This window comes from Castellaniella sp. GW247-6E4 (genome assembly GCF_040276065.1).
GTDB lineage: Bacteria > Pseudomonadota > Gammaproteobacteria > Burkholderiales > Burkholderiaceae_B > Castellaniella.
On the sequence record NZ_JBELOI010000008.1, the window covers coordinates 63,042 to 79,258 of the forward strand.

Consider the following 16,217-nt stretch of genomic DNA (forward strand, 5'->3'; position numbering starts at 1 on the left):
GGATCGGCGGCCGATACCGGTGTGGCCCCGCCGGTGTGCAGCCCTGGGCGCAGTCCTCCATAAGGCATTAAAATGGGCGTTTCGACATTTTTTGCTTTGGATGGGCAATATGACACAGGCGGTGGGTTTGGTCGGATGGCGCGGCATGGTGGGCTCGGTCCTCATGCAGCGCATGCGCGAAGAGAACGATTTTTCCTTGTTCGAACCAGTGTTCTTCTCTACCAGCAACGCGGGTGGGGTGGCTCCGGAATGGGCCGAGGGCGCGCCGGCGCTGGCCGATGCGTATGACATCGAGGCTCTGCGCAAGCTGCCCATCATCCTGACGGCCCAGGGCGGCGACTATACCAGCGCGGTCTATCCCAAGCTGCGCGCCGCGGGCTGGAGCGGCCTTTGGATCGACGCGGCCAGCACCCTGCGCATGCGCGACGACGCCGTCATCATCCTCGACCCGGTGAATCGTGCCGTCATCGACGATGCGATGCGCCGCGGCGTGCGCGACTACGTCGGTGGCAATTGCACCGTCAGTTGCATGCTGATGGGCCTGGCGGGACTGTTCAAGCACGATATGGTCGAGTGGATGACCAGCATGACTTACCAGGCGGCATCGGGCGGCGGCGCGCGCCACATGCGCGAGCTGCTGACGCAGTTCGGCCTGCTCAATCGGGCCGTTGGCAACTTGCTCGACGATCCGGCCTCCGCCATTCTCGAGATCGACCGGGGCGTCCTCGCCGCCCAGCAGGACCCGAATCTGCCGCAGGACAACTTTGGTGTACCGCTAGGCGGCAGCCTGATTCCCTGGATCGACAAGGACCTGGGCAACGGCGTCTCGCGCGAGGAATGGAAGGGCGGCGCCGAAACCAATAAGATCCTCGGGCGTGGCGCCGGCTCCGGTCGTGAGCCGGTGCCGGTCGACGGCCTGTGCGTGCGCATCGGCGCGATGCGCTGTCATAGCCAGGCGCTGACGATCAAGCTGCGAAGCGATGTGCCGATGGACGAGATCGACGCGGCCGTGCGCGAGGGCACCGACTGGGCCCGCCTGGTGCCCAACGACAAGGAATCCTCGATGCGCGCATTGACGCCTGTGGCGGTAACCGGCACACTTGACATCCCCGTTGGGCGACTGCGCAAAATGTCCATGGGGCCTGAGTACCTCAGCGCATTCACGGTGGGGGATCAGTTGCTGTGGGGCGCGGCCGAGCCGCTGCGCCGGATGTTGCGTATTGCTCTCGGTGAACTCTAAATGACAGAACCATACCGCCAGGTGTCCACGCTCAGCCCGCGACTCTCGAAAACAAGACTGGCGTTGACATTGGCGGTAGGCCTGCTGGGATGCCCGGCCGTCTTTGCGGCGACTTTCGGCCATGCCCGGATCATGTCCTCGCAGGGTGCCCCGCTGGTCATCCGGGTGCCGGTGTCGGGCCTTGGCGCCGCCGATGCGCAATCCTTGTCGGCGCAGGCGGCGCCTGCCGATGACTGGGCCCAGGCGGGGTTGACTCCGCCGGTCGCGCTCGACAGCCTGCGGGTCGCGATCGAGCAGGGCGCGCGTCCCGAGGGCCGCATCTTGCGCGTCAGTTCCACACAGCCGTTCTCCGGGCCTCTGGCCGATTTGCTGCTGGACGTCCGCAGCGCCAGCGGCATGCAGCGCTACCAGGTCTCGCTGATTACCGGTGCGCATGCGCCCGCGGCCGCGCCCACGGCGGCGGGGGCCGGTGCCGCCGCTGGTGCGGCCGTGGGCGCGGCCCACACCAGCGGCGCCCGGGTGCCCACGGGCACCATTCATGTGAGCCGGGGTGATACTCTGTTCGCCATTGCGCGCCGCCATGCGGTCGAGGGCGTCACCATCTACCAGATGATGATGGCCCTGCAGCGGACCAATCCCCAAGCCTTCATTCACCAGAACGTCAACCTGGTCAAGGCGGGCGCGCAACTCGTGGTCCCCGGCATGGACGAGCTGCTGGCGATTTCGGACCGGGAAGCTCGCCGGCAATTTCAGGCCCAGGCCGCCGCCTTTGCGGCGATGAGCGGGCGCTTGGCCGGCGAGGTCACCACCGCGCCGGCCCGGGCCGAGGGCGCGGCCGCCCAGGGCAGGGTTTCCGAGGCGACGCCCCCCCCGGCGGCCTCCGCCTCCGCCGGGCGTGGCGACCATCTGCAACTGAGCGACGCGCAGAGCGCGCGCCAGGATGCCGCGGCGGATGCGCGCACTTCCCAGCGGCTGGCCAGCGCCGATGCGCAAGGCCGGATCGGCCAGCTCGAGGACAACGTCCAGCACTTGAATGAAGCCCTGAAAGGGCAGGGCGAGGCGGCTCGCAGCGCCATCATCGATGGCGCCAAGGGGATCGGCGATTCGATCGCCGGCGTGGCCCAGGCCATTGCCGAGGCCGGCAAGGCCGAGGAGGCCGATGCGGCCAGACACCAATCCGCCGGACAGCCGGCGGGCGGTTCGGCCCCCTCGGCGGGCGCGGATACGGCCAGCGGGTCGGGGGCTGCCGGCCAGCCCTCAGGCGGCGCCTCCCAGGGCGCGCCGGGCCAAGGTCCGATGGGCGGCACAGCGGGTCAGGGCCCGGCGAATCAGGGCGCGGCAGGCCAGAGCACGGCGGGCCAGGGTACGACGGGCCCGGAGGCTTCCGGCGCCTCGGGCAATCCGCCGGCGAGCGGGGGTGCCGCCGCGGATCCTCTCGAGCCCACCGCCACGCCCGAGGCGGCGGCCCGGGCGGCGCAGACCGAGGCCGAGGCGGCCAAGCGCTCCAGGGGAGTGGTCGATTGGTTGCAGGAGCACCTCTTGATGGTCATGACCGGCCTGCTGGCGCTCATCGTCTTCATCATCGCCTGGCTGCTGCGGCGTGCCGGCAACACGCGCGACGAAACGTACGATGCGGCTCAGGCCGCAGAGGCCAAAGTGCGCGAAACGCTCAGGGACATCGATCTCGAGCTCAAACCCCGCCAGGACGAGCCGCGCCAGGGCGAATCCCGTCAGGACGGGCCAGCGGCCAAGAGCTGAGGATCGCGCCGTGCCCCGCATCGCGCTGGGCCTGGCCTACGAGGGCTCGGGTTGGAACGGCTGGCAGACCCAGCCCAGCCGCCGGACGTTTCAGGATGTCCTCGAATCGGCCCTCGAGGCTTTCCTGGGCCAGCCCACCACGACGATTTGCGCCGGGCGCACCGACAGTGGGGTGCACGCCTTGCAGCAGGTTGTGCATCTGGACACCGGCGCCGACCGGCGCGAGGTTTCGTGGGTACGCGGCCTGAACGCCCACCTGCCCGGGCAGATCGCCGTTCAGTGGGCGCGTCCGGTGGGCGCGGACTTCCACGCCCGTTTCGATGCGCGGGCGCGGACATATTTCTATATCCTGCGCAGCGCGCCGGTGCGATCGCCGATGCTGCGGGGCAGGGTAGGCTGGGTGCACGACGCGTTGGACGAGAACCGCATGCGCGCAGCCGCCACGCATTTGCTGGGCGAACATGACTTCAGTGCCTTCCGGTCTTCAGAATGCCAGGCCGCCAGCCCGGTGCGCACCCTCAGTCGCCTCGAGATCGAGCGCGCCGGCGAATTCCTGGTCCTGCGCTTCGAGGCCAATGCATTCCTCCATCATATGGTGCGTAATCTGATGGGCGTTTTGGTGGCGGTGGGGCGCGGCCGTCGCTCATCCGAATGGGCGGCCGAGTTGTTGGCGCGGCGCGATCGCCGCTTGGCTGCCGCCACGTTCATGCCCGATGGCCTGTATCTCGCGCACGTGGCCTATCCCACGCATCCCGAGCTGCCGTTGCTGACGCCCGAATGCGCGCTGCACACACACCTGGGGTGGGTGTGTCCCGAAATCGCGGGGCATCCCTAGGATGTTTTGTTTCGTAACTCGTATAGAATTCATAGGTTTCTTCTTGCGAGCGAATTCCCTTCCGAGGGGGATCAGGCGCGATCCGCCGGATACTTCCCCGCCACCCATGCTGGAATATTCATGACTGTATTCTTGTGGCTATCCCGAGGGATAGACTGGATCAACACGCTGGTCGGCAAGACCATCACCTGGCTGGTTCTGGTGGTCGTGATCGTCAGCGCCACCAACGCCGTGTTTCGCAAGGCCTTCAATCTCGGCTCCAATGCCTGGCTCGAGTTGCAGTGGTATTTGTTCGGCGCTATTTTCCTGCTCGCGGCCGGCTACACCTTTTTATGCAACGAGCACGTTCGGGTGGACGTCCTTTCGCAACGGCTGCCCGAGCGCACGCAGGTCGGCATCGATATTTTTGGCGTCCTGTTTTTCCTGCTGCCGGCGTGCTGTCTCGTGTTCTGGCTGTCGATCCCGTTCTTCTGGAATTCCTACGTGCTCCACGAGCTCTCGTCCAATACGGACGGCCTGATCCGGTGGCCCGCCAAGCTCCTGATCCCCGTCGGCTTTGGCCTGCTGATCCTGGCGGCGCTCTCGCATCTGATCAAATGCATCGGGTTTCTGGTGGGCGCCTGCCCCAATCCGTTGAAGGTCGGCAGCGGCAGGAGCGCCGAGGAGGAACTGGTCGACGACATCCTCGCCCAGCAGCGGACGCATGATCAGGCCGTGGGCGAGGGGCGCTGAGCATGGAGTTTTTCGTCGACAATCTCGCGCCGATCATGTTCTTCAACCTGATCGTGTTCCTGCTCATGGGTTTTCCCGTCACCTTCTCGCTGGCGGCCACTGGCGTGCTCTACGGCCTGGTCGCCATCGACCTGAACCTGATGCAGCCCGCCCTGTTCCAGGCCCTGCCTCAACGCATATTCGGCATCGTCAGCAACGATACGCTGCTGGCGGTTCCATTTTTCACCTTTATGGGCCTGATTCTCGAGCGCTCGGGCATGGCAGAGGACTTGCTCGATACCGTCGGCCAATTGTTCGGCCCGCTGCGCGGCGGGCTGGCGATCGCCGTGGTCCTGGTGGGCGCGCTGCTGGCGGCCACGACCGGCGTGGTCTCGGCCTCGGTGATTTCGATGGGCCTGATTTCGCTGCCCATCATGCTGCGCTACGGTTACGATCGGCGGTTGGCCTCCGGGGTCATTGCGGCCTCGGGGACGCTGTCGCAAATCATCCCGCCCTCGCTGGTGCTGATCATCCTGGCTGACCAACTCGGCCGTTCGATTGGCGACATGTACCGGGGGGCCATGCTGCCGGGGCTGTTCCTGGCGGGGGCCTATATCGCCTATGTCCTGCTGCTGTCGCTCGTGCGCCCTCTCGCCGCGCCGGCGCTGCCCATCGAGGCACGTGTCTATGTCGAACCGGACGGCGGCCGAGGCCTGCGTTCATTGGGCGTGTTGACCCTGATCGCCGCGCTGGTCGCGTACTTTGGCTCGGGCCACTACTTCCGCTCGCACGACGATATCCCGGTCGATGAGCGCGTCGTGATCGTGCTGCTGATCTGGGGCATGGCGGCCCTCGCCATGGCGTTGACCAACAAGTACCTGCGGCTGGGGCTGCTTTCCCGGATCGCCGAGCGTGTCACCTTCGTGATGATTCCGCCGCTGGCGTTGATTTTTCTGGTGCTGGGCACGATCTTCATCGGCGTGGCCACGCCCACCGAGGGCGGCGCCATGGGTGCCGTGGGCGCCCTCGTCATGGCGGTGTCGCGCGGCCGATTCAGCATGCGCCAGCTCAGGCAGGCCATGGAAACCACGGCGCGCCTGTCGTGCTTTGTGGTGTTCATCCTGGTTGGGTCGACGATCTTCAGTTTGAGCTTTCGCGGGGTCAACGGCGGCATCTGGGTCGAGCAGCTCCTGTTGCACGTGCCCGGCGGCGAGCTGGGTTTCCTGATCGTGGTCAGCATCATGACCTTTTTCCTGGCCTTCTTCCTGGACTTTTTCGAGTTGGCGTTCATCATCGTGCCGCTGCTCGGGCCGGTGGCCGAAAAGATGGGGATCGACCTGATCTGGTTCGGGGTTCTCTTGGCGGTCAATATGCAGACCTCGTTCATCCACCCACCTTTCGGCTTCGCCTTGTTCTACCTGCGCTCGGTGGCACCCAAGACGGATTATCATGACCGGGTGACCGGCAAGCTCATCGCCAAGGTCACCACGGGCGAGATTTACTGGGGTTCCATCCCCTTCATTGTGATTCAAATCCTGATGGTTGCGATGGTCCTTGCGTTTCCGGGCATGGTCACGCACTACAAGAGCGGCGCGAGTACCATCGATCCCGCAACCGTGACCTTTGGGCAGGATAGCGCCTACGGGCTGGACTCGTACGGGAGCGATGACGCAGGAGCGGCTTTCAAATGAACCTGAAAAACGGGAATCGGGCGGGCGATCCGCAGCGCACGCGCGTCAAGGTTTGCGGCCTGACGCGTCGCGATGACGTGCGGGCCGCGGTCGACGCGGGTGTGGACGCGATCGGGCTGGTGTTCTATCCACCCAGCCGCCGCTACCTGAACGCAGGCGCGGCCGCCACCTTGCGGGACCTGGTTCCCGCCTTCGTGGATACAGTGGCCCTGTTCGTGAACCCTTCCGTTGCGGACGTGCGCGAGGTCATCGAGGCCGTGGGTCCGGATCTGCTGCAGTTCCATGGCGAGGAATCGCCCCAGTTCTGTACGCAGTTCGGCGTGCGCTATCTCAAGGGATTCCGCGTCGGGGCGCCGGGCCAGGACACCGCCGACGCCCTGGCCGCGCATTGTGCGGCGCATGGCCGGGCGGCGGCCTGGCTGTTCGATAGTTTCAGCCAAGGCTATGGCGGCAGCGGCACCTCGCTCGATCCCGCCTTGCTGCGCGAGGTGGCGCGGGCACCCGATGCGCGGCCACTGGTGCTGGCCGGCGGTCTGTCCGCCGGAAACGTGGGCGCTCGCGTTGCCGAATTGCGGCCCTATGCGGTCGATGTCAGCAGTGGAGTCGAGGAATCGCCCGGTCTCAAGGATCCGGCCCGGATCGTGGAGTTCATGCGCGCCGTCCGTGCGGCTGACGCTCAAGCGGCGATCGATACTTGAGAAAGTACATGACAAAAAAGCCGTATCTCATTGAGAATACGGCTTTTTGTGCGCGTCGCTGGTGGGGCCTAGCGTCCGGCGCGTCGAATTTTGGTAGGCAGTACTGGATTCGAACCAGCGACCTCTACGATGTCAACGTAGCGCTCTAACCAACTGAGCTAACCGCCTGCAAAGACCGGCATTATAAGCAGGCCCCCGAGGCTTGTCAAAATGCCTGACTGGGCTGGCTTCCCATTTATTGCCGTTTTCTGTCGTTGGAGGTCTGGTTGAACCTGGTGCTCGGGCCCAGGCCAGCCATCGTCAATCGGCATTTTCAGAACACGCATGACTCGAGTATTGGTTCTGAGTCGCCGGTTCGTTGACCTTTTTGCAACGGAATCCCACTGATTGCCGTTCTGAAGCGCGATCGTCACAAATTATCGGCCCGCCAAAATTGATTGTTTCCACTGCGATTGTTACACTGGACCATACTCTCTCCTGCTCGGCAGTTTCAGGTTCTCCAGACGCGGCCCAGGCCGCGTTTCGCATTTTTCCGCAACGGTGCCTCGATGCAAAAACGTCGCTGGCGGGGGCCTATTTTTCAGGACGTATTCATGGTTCGCATCAGTCTTCCCGACGGTTCGCAACGCGAGTTCGACCGGCCGATCTCCGTGCATGAGGTTGCGCACGCCATCGGGACCGGACTCGGACGCGCGGCGCTGGCCGGCAAGGTCGCCTTCGACGGGCAGGAAGCCCGCCTGGTCGACACCAGCTTCGTCATCGATCGGGATGCGCAACTGTCCATTGTCACCGACAAGGATCCCGAGGGACTGGACCTCATCCGGCATTCCACGGCGCACTTGCTGGCCTATGCGGTCAAGTCGCTGTTCCCCGATGCCCAGGTGACGATCGGCCCGGTGATCGATAACGGTTTCTACTACGATTTTTCCTATAAAAGGCCCTTCACGCCTGAGGATCTCGAGGCCATCGAAAAGAAAATGGCCGAGCTTGCGCGCCTGGACGAGACCGTCACGCGCGAGGAGTGGGACCGCGACGAGGCCGTGGCCTTTTTCCGGGGCATCGGCGAGGCCTACAAGGCCGAGATCATCGCCTCGATCCCGACCAATGAAAAGATCAGCCTGTACCGCGAGGGCGATTTCATCGACCTGTGCCGAGGGCCCCACGTGCCATCCACGGGGCGTCTCAAGGTCTTCAAGCTGATGAAGGTCGCCGGGGCCTACTGGCGCGGCGACAGCAACAACGAAATGCTCCAGCGCATCTATGGCACGGCCTGGGCGCGCAAAGAGGATCAGGCGGCCTACCTGCACATGCTCGAGGAGGCCGAGCGCCGCGACCATCGCCGCATCGGCCGCGAACTGGACCTGTTTCACTTCCAGGACGAGGCGCCGGGCCTGATCTTCTGGCACCCCAAGGGATGGGCCGTCTGGCAGCAGGTCGAGCAGTACATGCGCCAGGTCTACGTCGACAACGGCTATCTGGAGGTCAAGGCCCCGCAGATCCTGGACCTCTCATTGTGGAAAAAAACCGGCCACTGGGACAACTACCAGGAAAACATGTTCACCACCGAGTCCGAGAATCGCGTCTACGGTCTCAAGCCCATGAACTGCCCCGGTCATGTCCAGATCTTCAACGCCGGCCTGCATTCCTATCGCGAGCTGCCCCTGCGCTACGGCGAGTTCGGGCAGTGCCATCGCAATGAGCCCTCGGGTTCGCTGCACGGCTTGATGCGCGTGCGCGGCTTCACCCAGGACGATGGCCATATCTTTTGCACCGAGGATCAGCTCCAGGCCGAGTGCGCGGCGTTCACGCGCCTGCTGCAAAAGGTCTATGCCGATTTCGGTTTTGCCGAGATCCTCTACAAAGTAGCCACGCGCCCTGAAAAGCGCATCGGCTCGGACGAGGTCTGGGACAAGGCCGAGCGGGCCCTCATGGAGAGCCTGGACCTCTCGGGCTGTGAGTATGAGGTCTCGGAGGGCGAGGGCGCGTTCTACGGACCCAAGATCGAATACACCCTCAAGGACGCGATCGGCCGCCATTGGCAGTGCGGCACCATCCAGGTCGATTTCTCCATGCCGCGGCGCTTGGGCGCGGAATATGTCGATGCCGAGGACCAGCGCCGCTCGCCGGTCATGCTGCATCGCGCCATCCTGGGCTCGCTCGAGCGTTTCATCGGCATGCTGATCGAAAACCATGCCGGAGCGCTGCCGGCCTGGCTCGCGCCGCATCACGCCGTGGTGTGCTGTATTTCGGACGGTTCCGCTCACTATGCGGATGAAGTCGCGCGAGCCCTGAAAAAACAAGGATTTAGAGTATTTTCCGATTTGCGCGGTGAAAAAATCACCCGTAAAATCCGGGAGCATAGCTTGCAAAAGATCCCCTACATCCTCGTCGTCGGCGACAAGGAGCGCGAATCGGGCGCGGTATCGGTGCGCGGACGCGGAAACCAGGACCTGGGCCCGATGCCTGTTTCCGAGTTTTCCGGCAGACTACGCGCGGACATCGAGTCTCGCGGCCTGGATCGTTTGCAGGCCTGAGCCTTCAACTTCATAGGAGCTTTAGACATCGCAACCGAAAAGAAACACCGCACCAACGGTGAAATCCGTATCCACGAAGTACGCCTGATTGGCGTGGATGGCGAGCAGTTGGGCATCGTCCGGACCTCAGAGGCTCTGGCGATGGCTGAACAAAACGAGGTCGATCTGGTCGAGATTGCGCCGACCGCCGATCCTCCGGTCTGCCGCCTCATGGATTACGGCAAATTCAGGTATCAGGAACAAAAGCGCCAGCAGGAAGCCCGAGCCCGCCAAAAGGTCATCCAAGTCAAGGAAGTCAAGTTCCGGCCGGGCACCGACGAGGGCGATTACCAGGTCAAGCTGCGCAACCTGCGCCGCTTCATCGAGGATGGCGACAAGGCCAAGGTCACCTTGCGCTTTCGCGGCCGCGAAATGGCGCACCAGGAATTGGGCATGCGGGTCCTCGAGCGCGTCCGCGATGACTTGAGCGAGCTCTGCCAGGTCGAGGCCATGCCCAAACTCGAAGGCCGGCAGATGGTGATGGTGCTTGCGCCGCGCAAGAAACCCACCGGCAAGCAGGGCGAGGCGGCCTGAGCCGGCACCGCGGCCGATCCGTGAGGGTTCGGCCGCCAACAGAGGCCTTTGATGCATATCCTGTTCGTCATCGATCCGCTGCCTTCACTCAAGGCCTATAAGGACTCGTCGGTGGCCATCATGCGCAGCCTCGAGGCGCGTGGCCACCAGCTCAGTGTTGCCTTGATGGGCGACCTGTTCATCGATTGCGGCCGCGTGCGGGTCGCGGCCACCGGCATGCGCCTGCGCCCCGGTGCCGATCCGCAGGGCCACGACTGGTGGATCCAGGATACCGCCGCGCACGAATCCGATTTGGCCGATTTCGACGCCGTCCTGATGCGCAAGGACCCTCCGTTCGACATGGAGTACGTCTACGCCACACACTTGTTCGATTATGCGCAGGCACAAGGAGCCCGGGTCTTCAACTCAGGGCGGGGAATCCGGAACCACCCGGAAAAACTCGCCATCACCGAGTTCTCGGAGTTCACCGCGCCGACGCTGGTGTCGCGCGACATGGCCCGTCTGCGGGCATTCCACGCCATGCACGGCGACGTGGTGGTCAAGCCCCTGGACGGCATGGGCGGCAGCGGCATCTTCCGCATGCGCGCCGCCGAGCCCAACCTCGGCTCGATCCTCGAGACCCTCACCGAGCTGGGCACGCGCACCATCATGGCGCAACGCTACATTCCCGAGATCGTCGATGGTGACAAGCGCATTCTCATCATCGGCGGCACACCCATTCCCCATGCCCTGGCGCGCGTGCCTCTGCATGGCGAGACCCGGGGCAATCTGGCCGCCGGCGGCCGGGGCATCGCGCGGCCCCTGACCGAACGCGACCGTGTCCTGGCCGAGGCGGTTGGCGCGCGCCTGGGCGCGCGCGGGCTGCTGCTGGTGGGCCTGGACGTGATCGGCGACTACATCACCGAGATCAACGTCACCAGCCCGACCTGCTTTGTCGAGATCACCGAGCAGACCGGCTACGACGTGGCGGGGCGTTTCGTCGAGGCGCTGGAACAGGCGCTTGCGGGGTGAGGACATGACGCGCATCGCTCTGGTCATGCACGAACCCCTGGGCGCCGCTTTCGCAGCCTGCGCGCGCCATGTGCTGGGCACCGAGCCCGCCCTGGCCGTATTCGACATCGCGCCCGACGCCGAGCCGCAAGCCGAGGCCGCGCGCATGCTCGACTGGATCCGCGGCCACGAGGATGCGCGCGATCCGGTGCTGGTGCTGTGCGATCTGTACGGTGCCACGCCGTTCAATATCGCCACTGAGGCGCTGCGCCAGGCGGCCGCCCTGGGCCTGGCCGGCCACCTGCTCACGGGGACCAATGCCTGCATGGTGCTCAAGGCCCTGACCGACCAGCAGGAAGATCCTGAAACCTTTAGCGAAAAGGTGCGTCAGGGCGCATTACGCGGTATTGTCAATGCGGACCAGGCTTGCCAGCCCACTTGCGATTAATCACTTTTAGGAAAGCACGCCCATGCCGTCGATCGATCTGGTGATTTCGAACAAACTCGGCTTGCATGCGCGCGCGGCGGCCAAGCTCACGCAGCTTGCGGGCCGCTATCAGAGCGACATCTATATTTCGCGCGGAGCCCAACGGGTCAATGCCAAGAGCATCATGGGCGTCATGATGCTGGCGGCCGGCCTGGGCGTCACGGTCAAGGTCGATGCGCAGGGCGAGGACGAGGACCGCGCCCTGCGGGAGATCCGCGCCCTGTTCGACGGCAAGTTCGGCGAGCAGGAATAGGGCCGGCGGCCGCCTTTCCCACCCGTCCCTTTTTCATCCGCCCATGAGCACTGTCGAACCGACCGTCCCGCCGTCCGCCCCGACTCTGTGCCTGCACGGCCAAGGGGTCGTCAGGGGCTATACGATCGGCCGGGCCGTGGTCATGAGCGCGGCCTCGCTCGAGGTTGCCCACTATCACGTGAGCCCGGAGAACATCGACGCCGAGAGCCAGCGCCTGTGCCGCGCGGTCGAGACCGCGGTGGCGGATCTGCGCCAGATGGCGGGCACGTTGCCGGCGGACGCGCCGCGCGAGCTGGCTGCGCTGCTGTCGGTGCACGGCATGCTGCTCGAGGACCCGATGCTGGTGCAATCGACCTGCCAGTTGATCTCCGAGCGCCACTACAACGCGGAGTGGGCGCTGGCGACTCAGGGCCAGATCCTCGTCGAGCAATTCTCGATGATGGAGGATGCCTATCTGCGTGAGCGCGGTGCCGACATCCGGCAGGTGATCGAGCGGGTCCTGCGCGTACTGTCGGGCTCCACCACCTGGCTGCCCAGCCTGGATACGGTTCAGGCCGATGGCAGTTTCATCGTGGTCGCGCGCGATATTTCGCCGGCGGACATGATGCGCCTGCGCACCGGCAAGTTCTCCGCTTTTCTGACAGACCTGGGCGGGGCCACCTCTCATACCGCCATCGTGGCGCGTAGTCTGAACGTGCCGGCCGTGGTGGGCATGGGCCATGTGCGCGCGCTGGTGCGCGATGGCGATCTGCTGATTGTCGACGGCGTCAATGGTGTGGTGCTGGTGAATCCGTCCGAGCGGATTTTGCAGGAGTACCGCGAGCGGCAGGCGGCGTTCCTGCGCGAGCGCGCCGAGCTCCAGCAACTGCGCCATGCGCCGGCCGTCACGCTGGACGGCATGCAGATCCGGATGGAAGCCAATATCGAGTTGCCCGACGAGGCGGCCGACGCCCTGGCGGCCGGCGCCGAGGGCGTGGGCTTGTTTCGCAGCGAATTCCTGTTCATGGGTCGCGCCCAGTTGCCTAGCGAGAATGAGCAATACGACGCCTATGCGTCCGTTGCGAGCCTCATGGCCGGGCGGCCGGTCACCATCCGGACCCTGGATATCGGCGCCGACAAGACGCTTGACGGCGATGCGACGGTGGCGACCAATCCGGCGCTGGGCTTGCGGGCGATCCGTTACTGCCTGGCGAACCCGGACATGTTCAATACACAGTTGCGGGCCTTGCTGCGGGCCTCGCGGCACGGCAGCATCCGCATCCTGTTGCCCATGATCTCGCACATGCATGAGGTCCGGTCGGCCCAGCGCGCGATCGAACGCGCCGCCGAGCAATTGCGGGACGAAGGCATCCCCTATGCCGATGGCATACAGATCGGCGCCATGGTCGAGATACCCGCGATGGCAATCGCCATCGAACCCTTTGCCGAGGCGCTGGATTTCCTGTCGATCGGCACCAACGACCTGATCCAATATGTGCTGGCCATCGATCGCGGCGACAAGGACGTGGCGGCGCTGTACGATCCCATGCATCCCGCGGTGCTGCGGCTGATCGCGCACACCATCAACGTGGGCGAACGTGTCGGCAAGCCGGTTTCCGTCTGCGGCGAGATGGCGGGCGACGCGCGCGCCACCCGCATGCTGCTGGGTTTGGGCCTGACGGGCTTTTCCATGCATCCGCAGCAGTTGTTGGACGTCAAGAAGGAAATCCGCCAAGCGCATTCCAACGCGTTGCGCGTCAAGGTGGCCTCGGCCCTGAACCGCGCCGAGCGCATCGACCTGGCGACGCTGTCCTGATGGGGGGGCCTCGGCCCGCTTGCGGGGATGTGGCCCCTAAACGCCGAAGGTCCCGGCCTTGCGGCCGGGACCTTTCCCCGGTTGCGGATGCCTCAGCGCTGGTACGCGGTCTCACCGTGGTCGGCCTGGTCCAGGCCGCGTTGCTCGTCCTCGGGCGAGCAGCGCATTCCGCAGGCCTTGTCCGCGATCCGGTAGGCGATCCAAGCCGCGATGGCGGACCAGGCGATGGTCACCAGCACGCCTTCGAACTGCAGCCAGACCTGTGCCAGCATGGGGCCCGCGCCGGCACCGCCGGGGCCGCCGAGCGAGCCTGAATTGAAGACCCCGGTCAACAGCGCGCCCACGATGCCGCACACGCCGTGGATGCCGAATACATCGAAGGTGTCGTCGGCGCGCAGCAGGCGCTTGAGGCGATTGACCCCGTAGACGCCCGCCGCCGCAGCCAGGAGGCCGATCAGCAGCGCGCCGCCGGGCGCGACCAGGCCGGCGGCCGGCGTGATGCCCACCAGGCCTGCCACCGCGCCGGAGGTGGCGCCCAGCAGAGAGGCCCTGCCCTTGGTCAGACGCTCGATCAGCGACCAGGCGAGAATCGCGCCCGCTGTGGCCAGCAGGGTGTTGATGAACGCCAGGACCGCCACCTCATTGATGCCCAGGGCCGAGCCGGCGTTGAAGCCGAACCAGCCCACCCACAGCAAAGCGGCGCCGGTCATGTTCATCGGCAGATTGTGCGGCGGCATGGCCTCGCGGCCGTAGCCCTTGCGCGGCCCGATCAGCCACGCGCATACCAGGCCGGCCACTCCGGCGTTGATGTGCACCACCGTGCCGCCGGCGAAATCGAGGGCGCCGCGCCGCAGCAGCCAACCGTCCGGCGCCCACACCATGTGGGCGATCGGCAGATACGCCAGCGTGAACCACAGCGCCGTGAACAACAGCATGCCGCCGAAACGGGCGCGTTCGGCCACGCTGCCGGTGATCAGTGCGCAGGTGATGCCGGCGAAGGTCGCCTGAAAGGCGGCGAACGCCATTTCGGGAATCGCGCCGGCCAAGGGCATCGTGCTGGCACCGCCCGGTGTGTACAAGCCTGAGAACAGCAGTCGCGAGAATCCGCCGATCACTCCCGAGCCGGTGGTGAAGGCCAGGGAATAGCCATACAGGAACCACAGCGCAAGCGCGAGCGCGCAGGTTCCCAGGACCTGCGTGAGCACGGACAGCACATGGCGCGCGCGCGCCATGCCGCCGTAGAACAGGGCCAGTCCCGGCACGGTCATCATCAGCACCAGCAGGGTGGATGCCGTGACCCAGGCCAGATCGCTTTTATCCATCTCGATACTCCTTGGTCGGGGTTGGGTGCGTCAGAGCGCGGACTCGCCGGACTCGCCGGTGCGGATGCGGACCACGTGCTCCAGCGGCGTGACGAAGATCTTGCCGTCGCCGATCTTGCCTGTGTGTGCGGAGGCGCACAGGCTCTCCAGGACGAGTTCGACCTGATCGTCCGAAACCGCCACCTGAACCTCGAGCTTGGGTAGGAAGTCCACGCTGTACTCGGCTCCCCGGTAGAGTTCGGTGTGGCCTTTTTGGCGCCCGAACCCTTTGACCTCAATGACGGTCAGGCCTTGGATGCCAGCCTGGACGAGGGCCTCGTGGACCTCATCGAGCTTGAACGGTTTGATGATCGCAGTGATCAATTTCATGATGAATTCCCTTTGCTTGGATGGCATGACGTACCAAGCAAAAGGCGTGCCAATCCGCGCAAAGCGCGAGGCGGCCGGGGCGCGGCGCGCTTGCGGGAGAGGGCGGGCCGCGCCAGAGGCGGCCAACCGCACCAATTTGGGGCGGCCGCACCGTATCGGCGCGACCCGGAAGCGTGCGGGTGCCGGGCGCGCGGTCGCGGGCATTGAGGCGGCGAGCGTGGCGCGAAAGGGACGAATGAGCCCCCAGGGATGTAACCAGTGCTTAGGAGGGCCCGGGATTTGTATCGGGATATTGGCGCCCCGCGCGCGCCGGGCATCTGGCGGGCGCACGCATTCCGCTGAGGGGATTCGATATTCGCCTTGCCATTAAATCAGCAAGTATGAAATTAGTGTTTACACGAGGTCGGCCTGGTGGATTCAGCAGCTGGCTAGAATTGTAACCAAGCCGGTTGTAACAAGCCGGTCCTTGATTGCACTCCGCCACCGCTTGCGGAATTTTGAATAGGGATGATCATGAATATGACGCGTAAAACGTTGACTCTGGCCGCCATGGTTGCCGCTCTGAGCCTGCTTGGCGCATGTTCCAAGAGCGAAGACGCGCCGGTTCCGCCCGCCGCGCCCGCTCCCTCCTCCTCGCCCACGCCGGCGCCCGTGCCGCCGGCGCCGCAGGAAGAACCTCCAGCCACGCAGCCTCAGTCCAGTCAGCAGCCCATGAGCGAAAAGCTAGAGGAATCCGCCGCCTCCGCCAAGGAGCAGGCCGCCGCCGCGGGGTCCGCGATTGCCGAAGGGGCGTCGACCCTGGCCGACAAGGCGGGCGACGCCGCCAACAGCGCCCGCGAATCGATTGCCGAAGGCGCGGCCAAGGCGGATGCCGCCATCCAGAAGTCCATCGGCAGCGGCTCATCCGCGCCGAAGGCCGAGTAATCCTGAAGGGGCCAGCACACGCCTCGCGGTTTTTCCC

The 16,217-nt window shown here is 65.2% G+C and carries 15 protein-coding genes and 1 tRNA gene; 13 read left to right on the forward strand and 3 right to left on the reverse strand.

The features are described 5' to 3' along the window. Positions 1–109: 109 nt before the first annotated feature. The 6 genes from asd (at position 110) to ABS761_RS11125 (ending at position 6,933) form a co-directional block, all read left to right on the forward strand. Complete coding sequence (asd, locus tag ABS761_RS11100; RefSeq protein ID WP_350408386.1) at positions 110–1,240, forward strand: aspartate-semialdehyde dehydrogenase; 1,131 nt, start codon at positions 110–112, stop codon at positions 1,238–1,240. Then, the gene (locus ABS761_RS11105) at positions 1,241–2,998 is read left to right on the forward strand and encodes a FimV/HubP family polar landmark protein (protein ID WP_350408387.1); all 1,758 of its coding nucleotides are present in this window, start codon (positions 1,241–1,243) and stop codon (positions 2,996–2,998) included. 10 nt (positions 2,999–3,008) lie between these two features. Further along, positions 3,009–3,833, forward strand: coding sequence for a tRNA pseudouridine(38-40) synthase TruA (gene truA, locus ABS761_RS11110; protein ID WP_350408388.1), 825 nt, complete (start codon positions 3,009–3,011; stop codon positions 3,831–3,833). A 120-nt stretch (positions 3,834–3,953) separates the two neighbouring features. Next, on the forward strand, positions 3,954–4,565 hold the full coding sequence (locus ABS761_RS11115; RefSeq protein ID WP_350408389.1) for a TRAP transporter small permease subunit: 612 nt from the start codon (positions 3,954–3,956) through the stop codon (positions 4,563–4,565). A gap of 2 nt (positions 4,566–4,567) precedes the next feature. After that, on the forward strand, positions 4,568–6,235 hold the full coding sequence (locus ABS761_RS11120; protein ID WP_350408390.1) for a TRAP transporter large permease: 1,668 nt from the start codon (positions 4,568–4,570) through the stop codon (positions 6,233–6,235). Further along, positions 6,232–6,933, forward strand: coding sequence for a phosphoribosylanthranilate isomerase (locus ABS761_RS11125; RefSeq protein ID WP_350408391.1), 702 nt, complete (start codon positions 6,232–6,234; stop codon positions 6,931–6,933). The genes ABS761_RS11120 and ABS761_RS11125 overlap by 4 nt, the downstream gene beginning before the upstream one ends. 91 nt (positions 6,934–7,024) lie before the next feature. Here ABS761_RS11125 and ABS761_RS11130 read toward each other — a convergent pair. Further along, positions 7,025–7,101, reverse strand: a tRNA-Val gene (locus ABS761_RS11130). A 425-nt stretch (positions 7,102–7,526) separates the two neighbouring features. Here ABS761_RS11130 and thrS point away from each other — a divergent pair. The 6 genes from thrS (at position 7,527) to ptsP (ending at position 13,565) form a co-directional block, all read left to right on the forward strand. After that, positions 7,527–9,467: a threonine--tRNA ligase gene (thrS, locus tag ABS761_RS11135; protein ID WP_350408392.1), complete on the forward strand. Its 1,941-nt coding sequence runs from the start codon at positions 7,527–7,529 to the stop codon at positions 9,465–9,467. Positions 9,468–9,479: 12 nt separating this feature from the next. Beyond that, the gene (gene infC, locus ABS761_RS11140; RefSeq protein ID WP_350408525.1) at positions 9,480–10,040 is read left to right on the forward strand and encodes a translation initiation factor IF-3; all 561 of its coding nucleotides are present in this window, start codon (positions 9,480–9,482) and stop codon (positions 10,038–10,040) included. Positions 10,041–10,091: 51 nt separating this feature from the next. Beyond that, the gene (gshB, locus tag ABS761_RS11145) at positions 10,092–11,051 is read left to right on the forward strand and encodes a glutathione synthase (protein WP_350408393.1); all 960 of its coding nucleotides are present in this window, start codon (positions 10,092–10,094) and stop codon (positions 11,049–11,051) included. 4 nt (positions 11,052–11,055) lie between these two features. Next, entirely contained in the window at positions 11,056–11,478 is a 423-nt protein-coding gene (locus tag ABS761_RS11150) for a PTS sugar transporter subunit IIA (RefSeq protein ID WP_350408394.1), read from the forward strand. A gap of 22 nt (positions 11,479–11,500) precedes the next feature. Further along, positions 11,501–11,770, forward strand: coding sequence for an HPr family phosphocarrier protein (locus ABS761_RS11155; RefSeq protein ID WP_350408395.1), 270 nt, complete (start codon positions 11,501–11,503; stop codon positions 11,768–11,770). 142 nt (positions 11,771–11,912) lie between these two features. Then, positions 11,913–13,565, forward strand: coding sequence for a phosphoenolpyruvate--protein phosphotransferase (gene ptsP / locus ABS761_RS11160; protein ID WP_502881419.1), 1,653 nt, complete (start codon positions 11,913–11,915; stop codon positions 13,563–13,565). A gap of 92 nt (positions 13,566–13,657) precedes the next feature. On the opposite strand, the gene ABS761_RS11165 is transcribed toward ptsP, so the two are convergent. Continuing rightward, positions 13,658–14,887, reverse strand: a complete 1,230-nt coding sequence (locus ABS761_RS11165; RefSeq protein ID WP_350408397.1) for an ammonium transporter — start codon at positions 14,885–14,887, stop codon at positions 13,658–13,660. Positions 14,888–14,917: 30 nt separating this feature from the next. Next, complete coding sequence (locus ABS761_RS11170) at positions 14,918–15,256, reverse strand: P-II family nitrogen regulator (protein WP_350408398.1); 339 nt, start codon at positions 15,254–15,256, stop codon at positions 14,918–14,920. Between the two features lie 519 nt (positions 15,257–15,775). Between ABS761_RS11170 and ABS761_RS11175 the strand changes: the two genes are divergently transcribed. Continuing rightward, the gene (locus ABS761_RS11175) at positions 15,776–16,180 is read left to right on the forward strand and encodes a hypothetical protein (protein ID WP_350408399.1); all 405 of its coding nucleotides are present in this window, start codon (positions 15,776–15,778) and stop codon (positions 16,178–16,180) included. The last annotated feature ends 37 nt before the right edge of the window (positions 16,181–16,217 follow it).

What these genes read in the sequence shown, in the direction of transcription:
- ABS761_RS11105 (WP_350408387.1), top strand. Translation starts at nt 1,241, where the DNA reads ATGACAGAACCATACCGCCAGGTGTCCACGCTCAGCCCGCGACTCTCG.
- ABS761_RS11150 (WP_350408394.1), top strand. Translation starts at nt 11,056, where the DNA reads ATGACGCGCATCGCTCTGGTCATGCACGAACCCCTGGGCGCCGCTTTC.
- ABS761_RS11120 (WP_350408390.1), top strand. Translation starts at nt 4,568, where the DNA reads ATGGAGTTTTTCGTCGACAATCTCGCGCCGATCATGTTCTTCAACCTG.
- asd (WP_350408386.1), top strand. Translation starts at nt 110, where the DNA reads ATGACACAGGCGGTGGGTTTGGTCGGATGGCGCGGCATGGTGGGCTCG.
- ptsP (WP_502881419.1), top strand. Translation starts at nt 11,913, where the DNA reads ATGAGCGCGGCCTCGCTCGAGGTTGCCCACTATCACGTGAGCCCGGAG.
- ABS761_RS11165 (WP_350408397.1), bottom strand. Translation starts at nt 14,887, where the DNA reads ATGGATAAAAGCGATCTGGCCTGGGTCACGGCATCCACCCTGCTGGTG.
- ABS761_RS11170 (WP_350408398.1), bottom strand. Translation starts at nt 15,256, where the DNA reads ATGAAATTGATCACTGCGATCATCAAACCGTTCAAGCTCGATGAGGTC.
- ABS761_RS11175 (WP_350408399.1), top strand. Translation starts at nt 15,776, where the DNA reads ATGACGCGTAAAACGTTGACTCTGGCCGCCATGGTTGCCGCTCTGAGC.
- ABS761_RS11115 (WP_350408389.1), top strand. Translation starts at nt 3,954, where the DNA reads ATGACTGTATTCTTGTGGCTATCCCGAGGGATAGACTGGATCAACACG.
- ABS761_RS11155 (WP_350408395.1), top strand. Translation starts at nt 11,501, where the DNA reads ATGCCGTCGATCGATCTGGTGATTTCGAACAAACTCGGCTTGCATGCG.
- gshB (WP_350408393.1), top strand. Translation starts at nt 10,092, where the DNA reads ATGCATATCCTGTTCGTCATCGATCCGCTGCCTTCACTCAAGGCCTAT.
- ABS761_RS11125 (WP_350408391.1), top strand. Translation starts at nt 6,232, where the DNA reads ATGAACCTGAAAAACGGGAATCGGGCGGGCGATCCGCAGCGCACGCGC.
- thrS (WP_350408392.1), top strand. Translation starts at nt 7,527, where the DNA reads ATGGTTCGCATCAGTCTTCCCGACGGTTCGCAACGCGAGTTCGACCGG.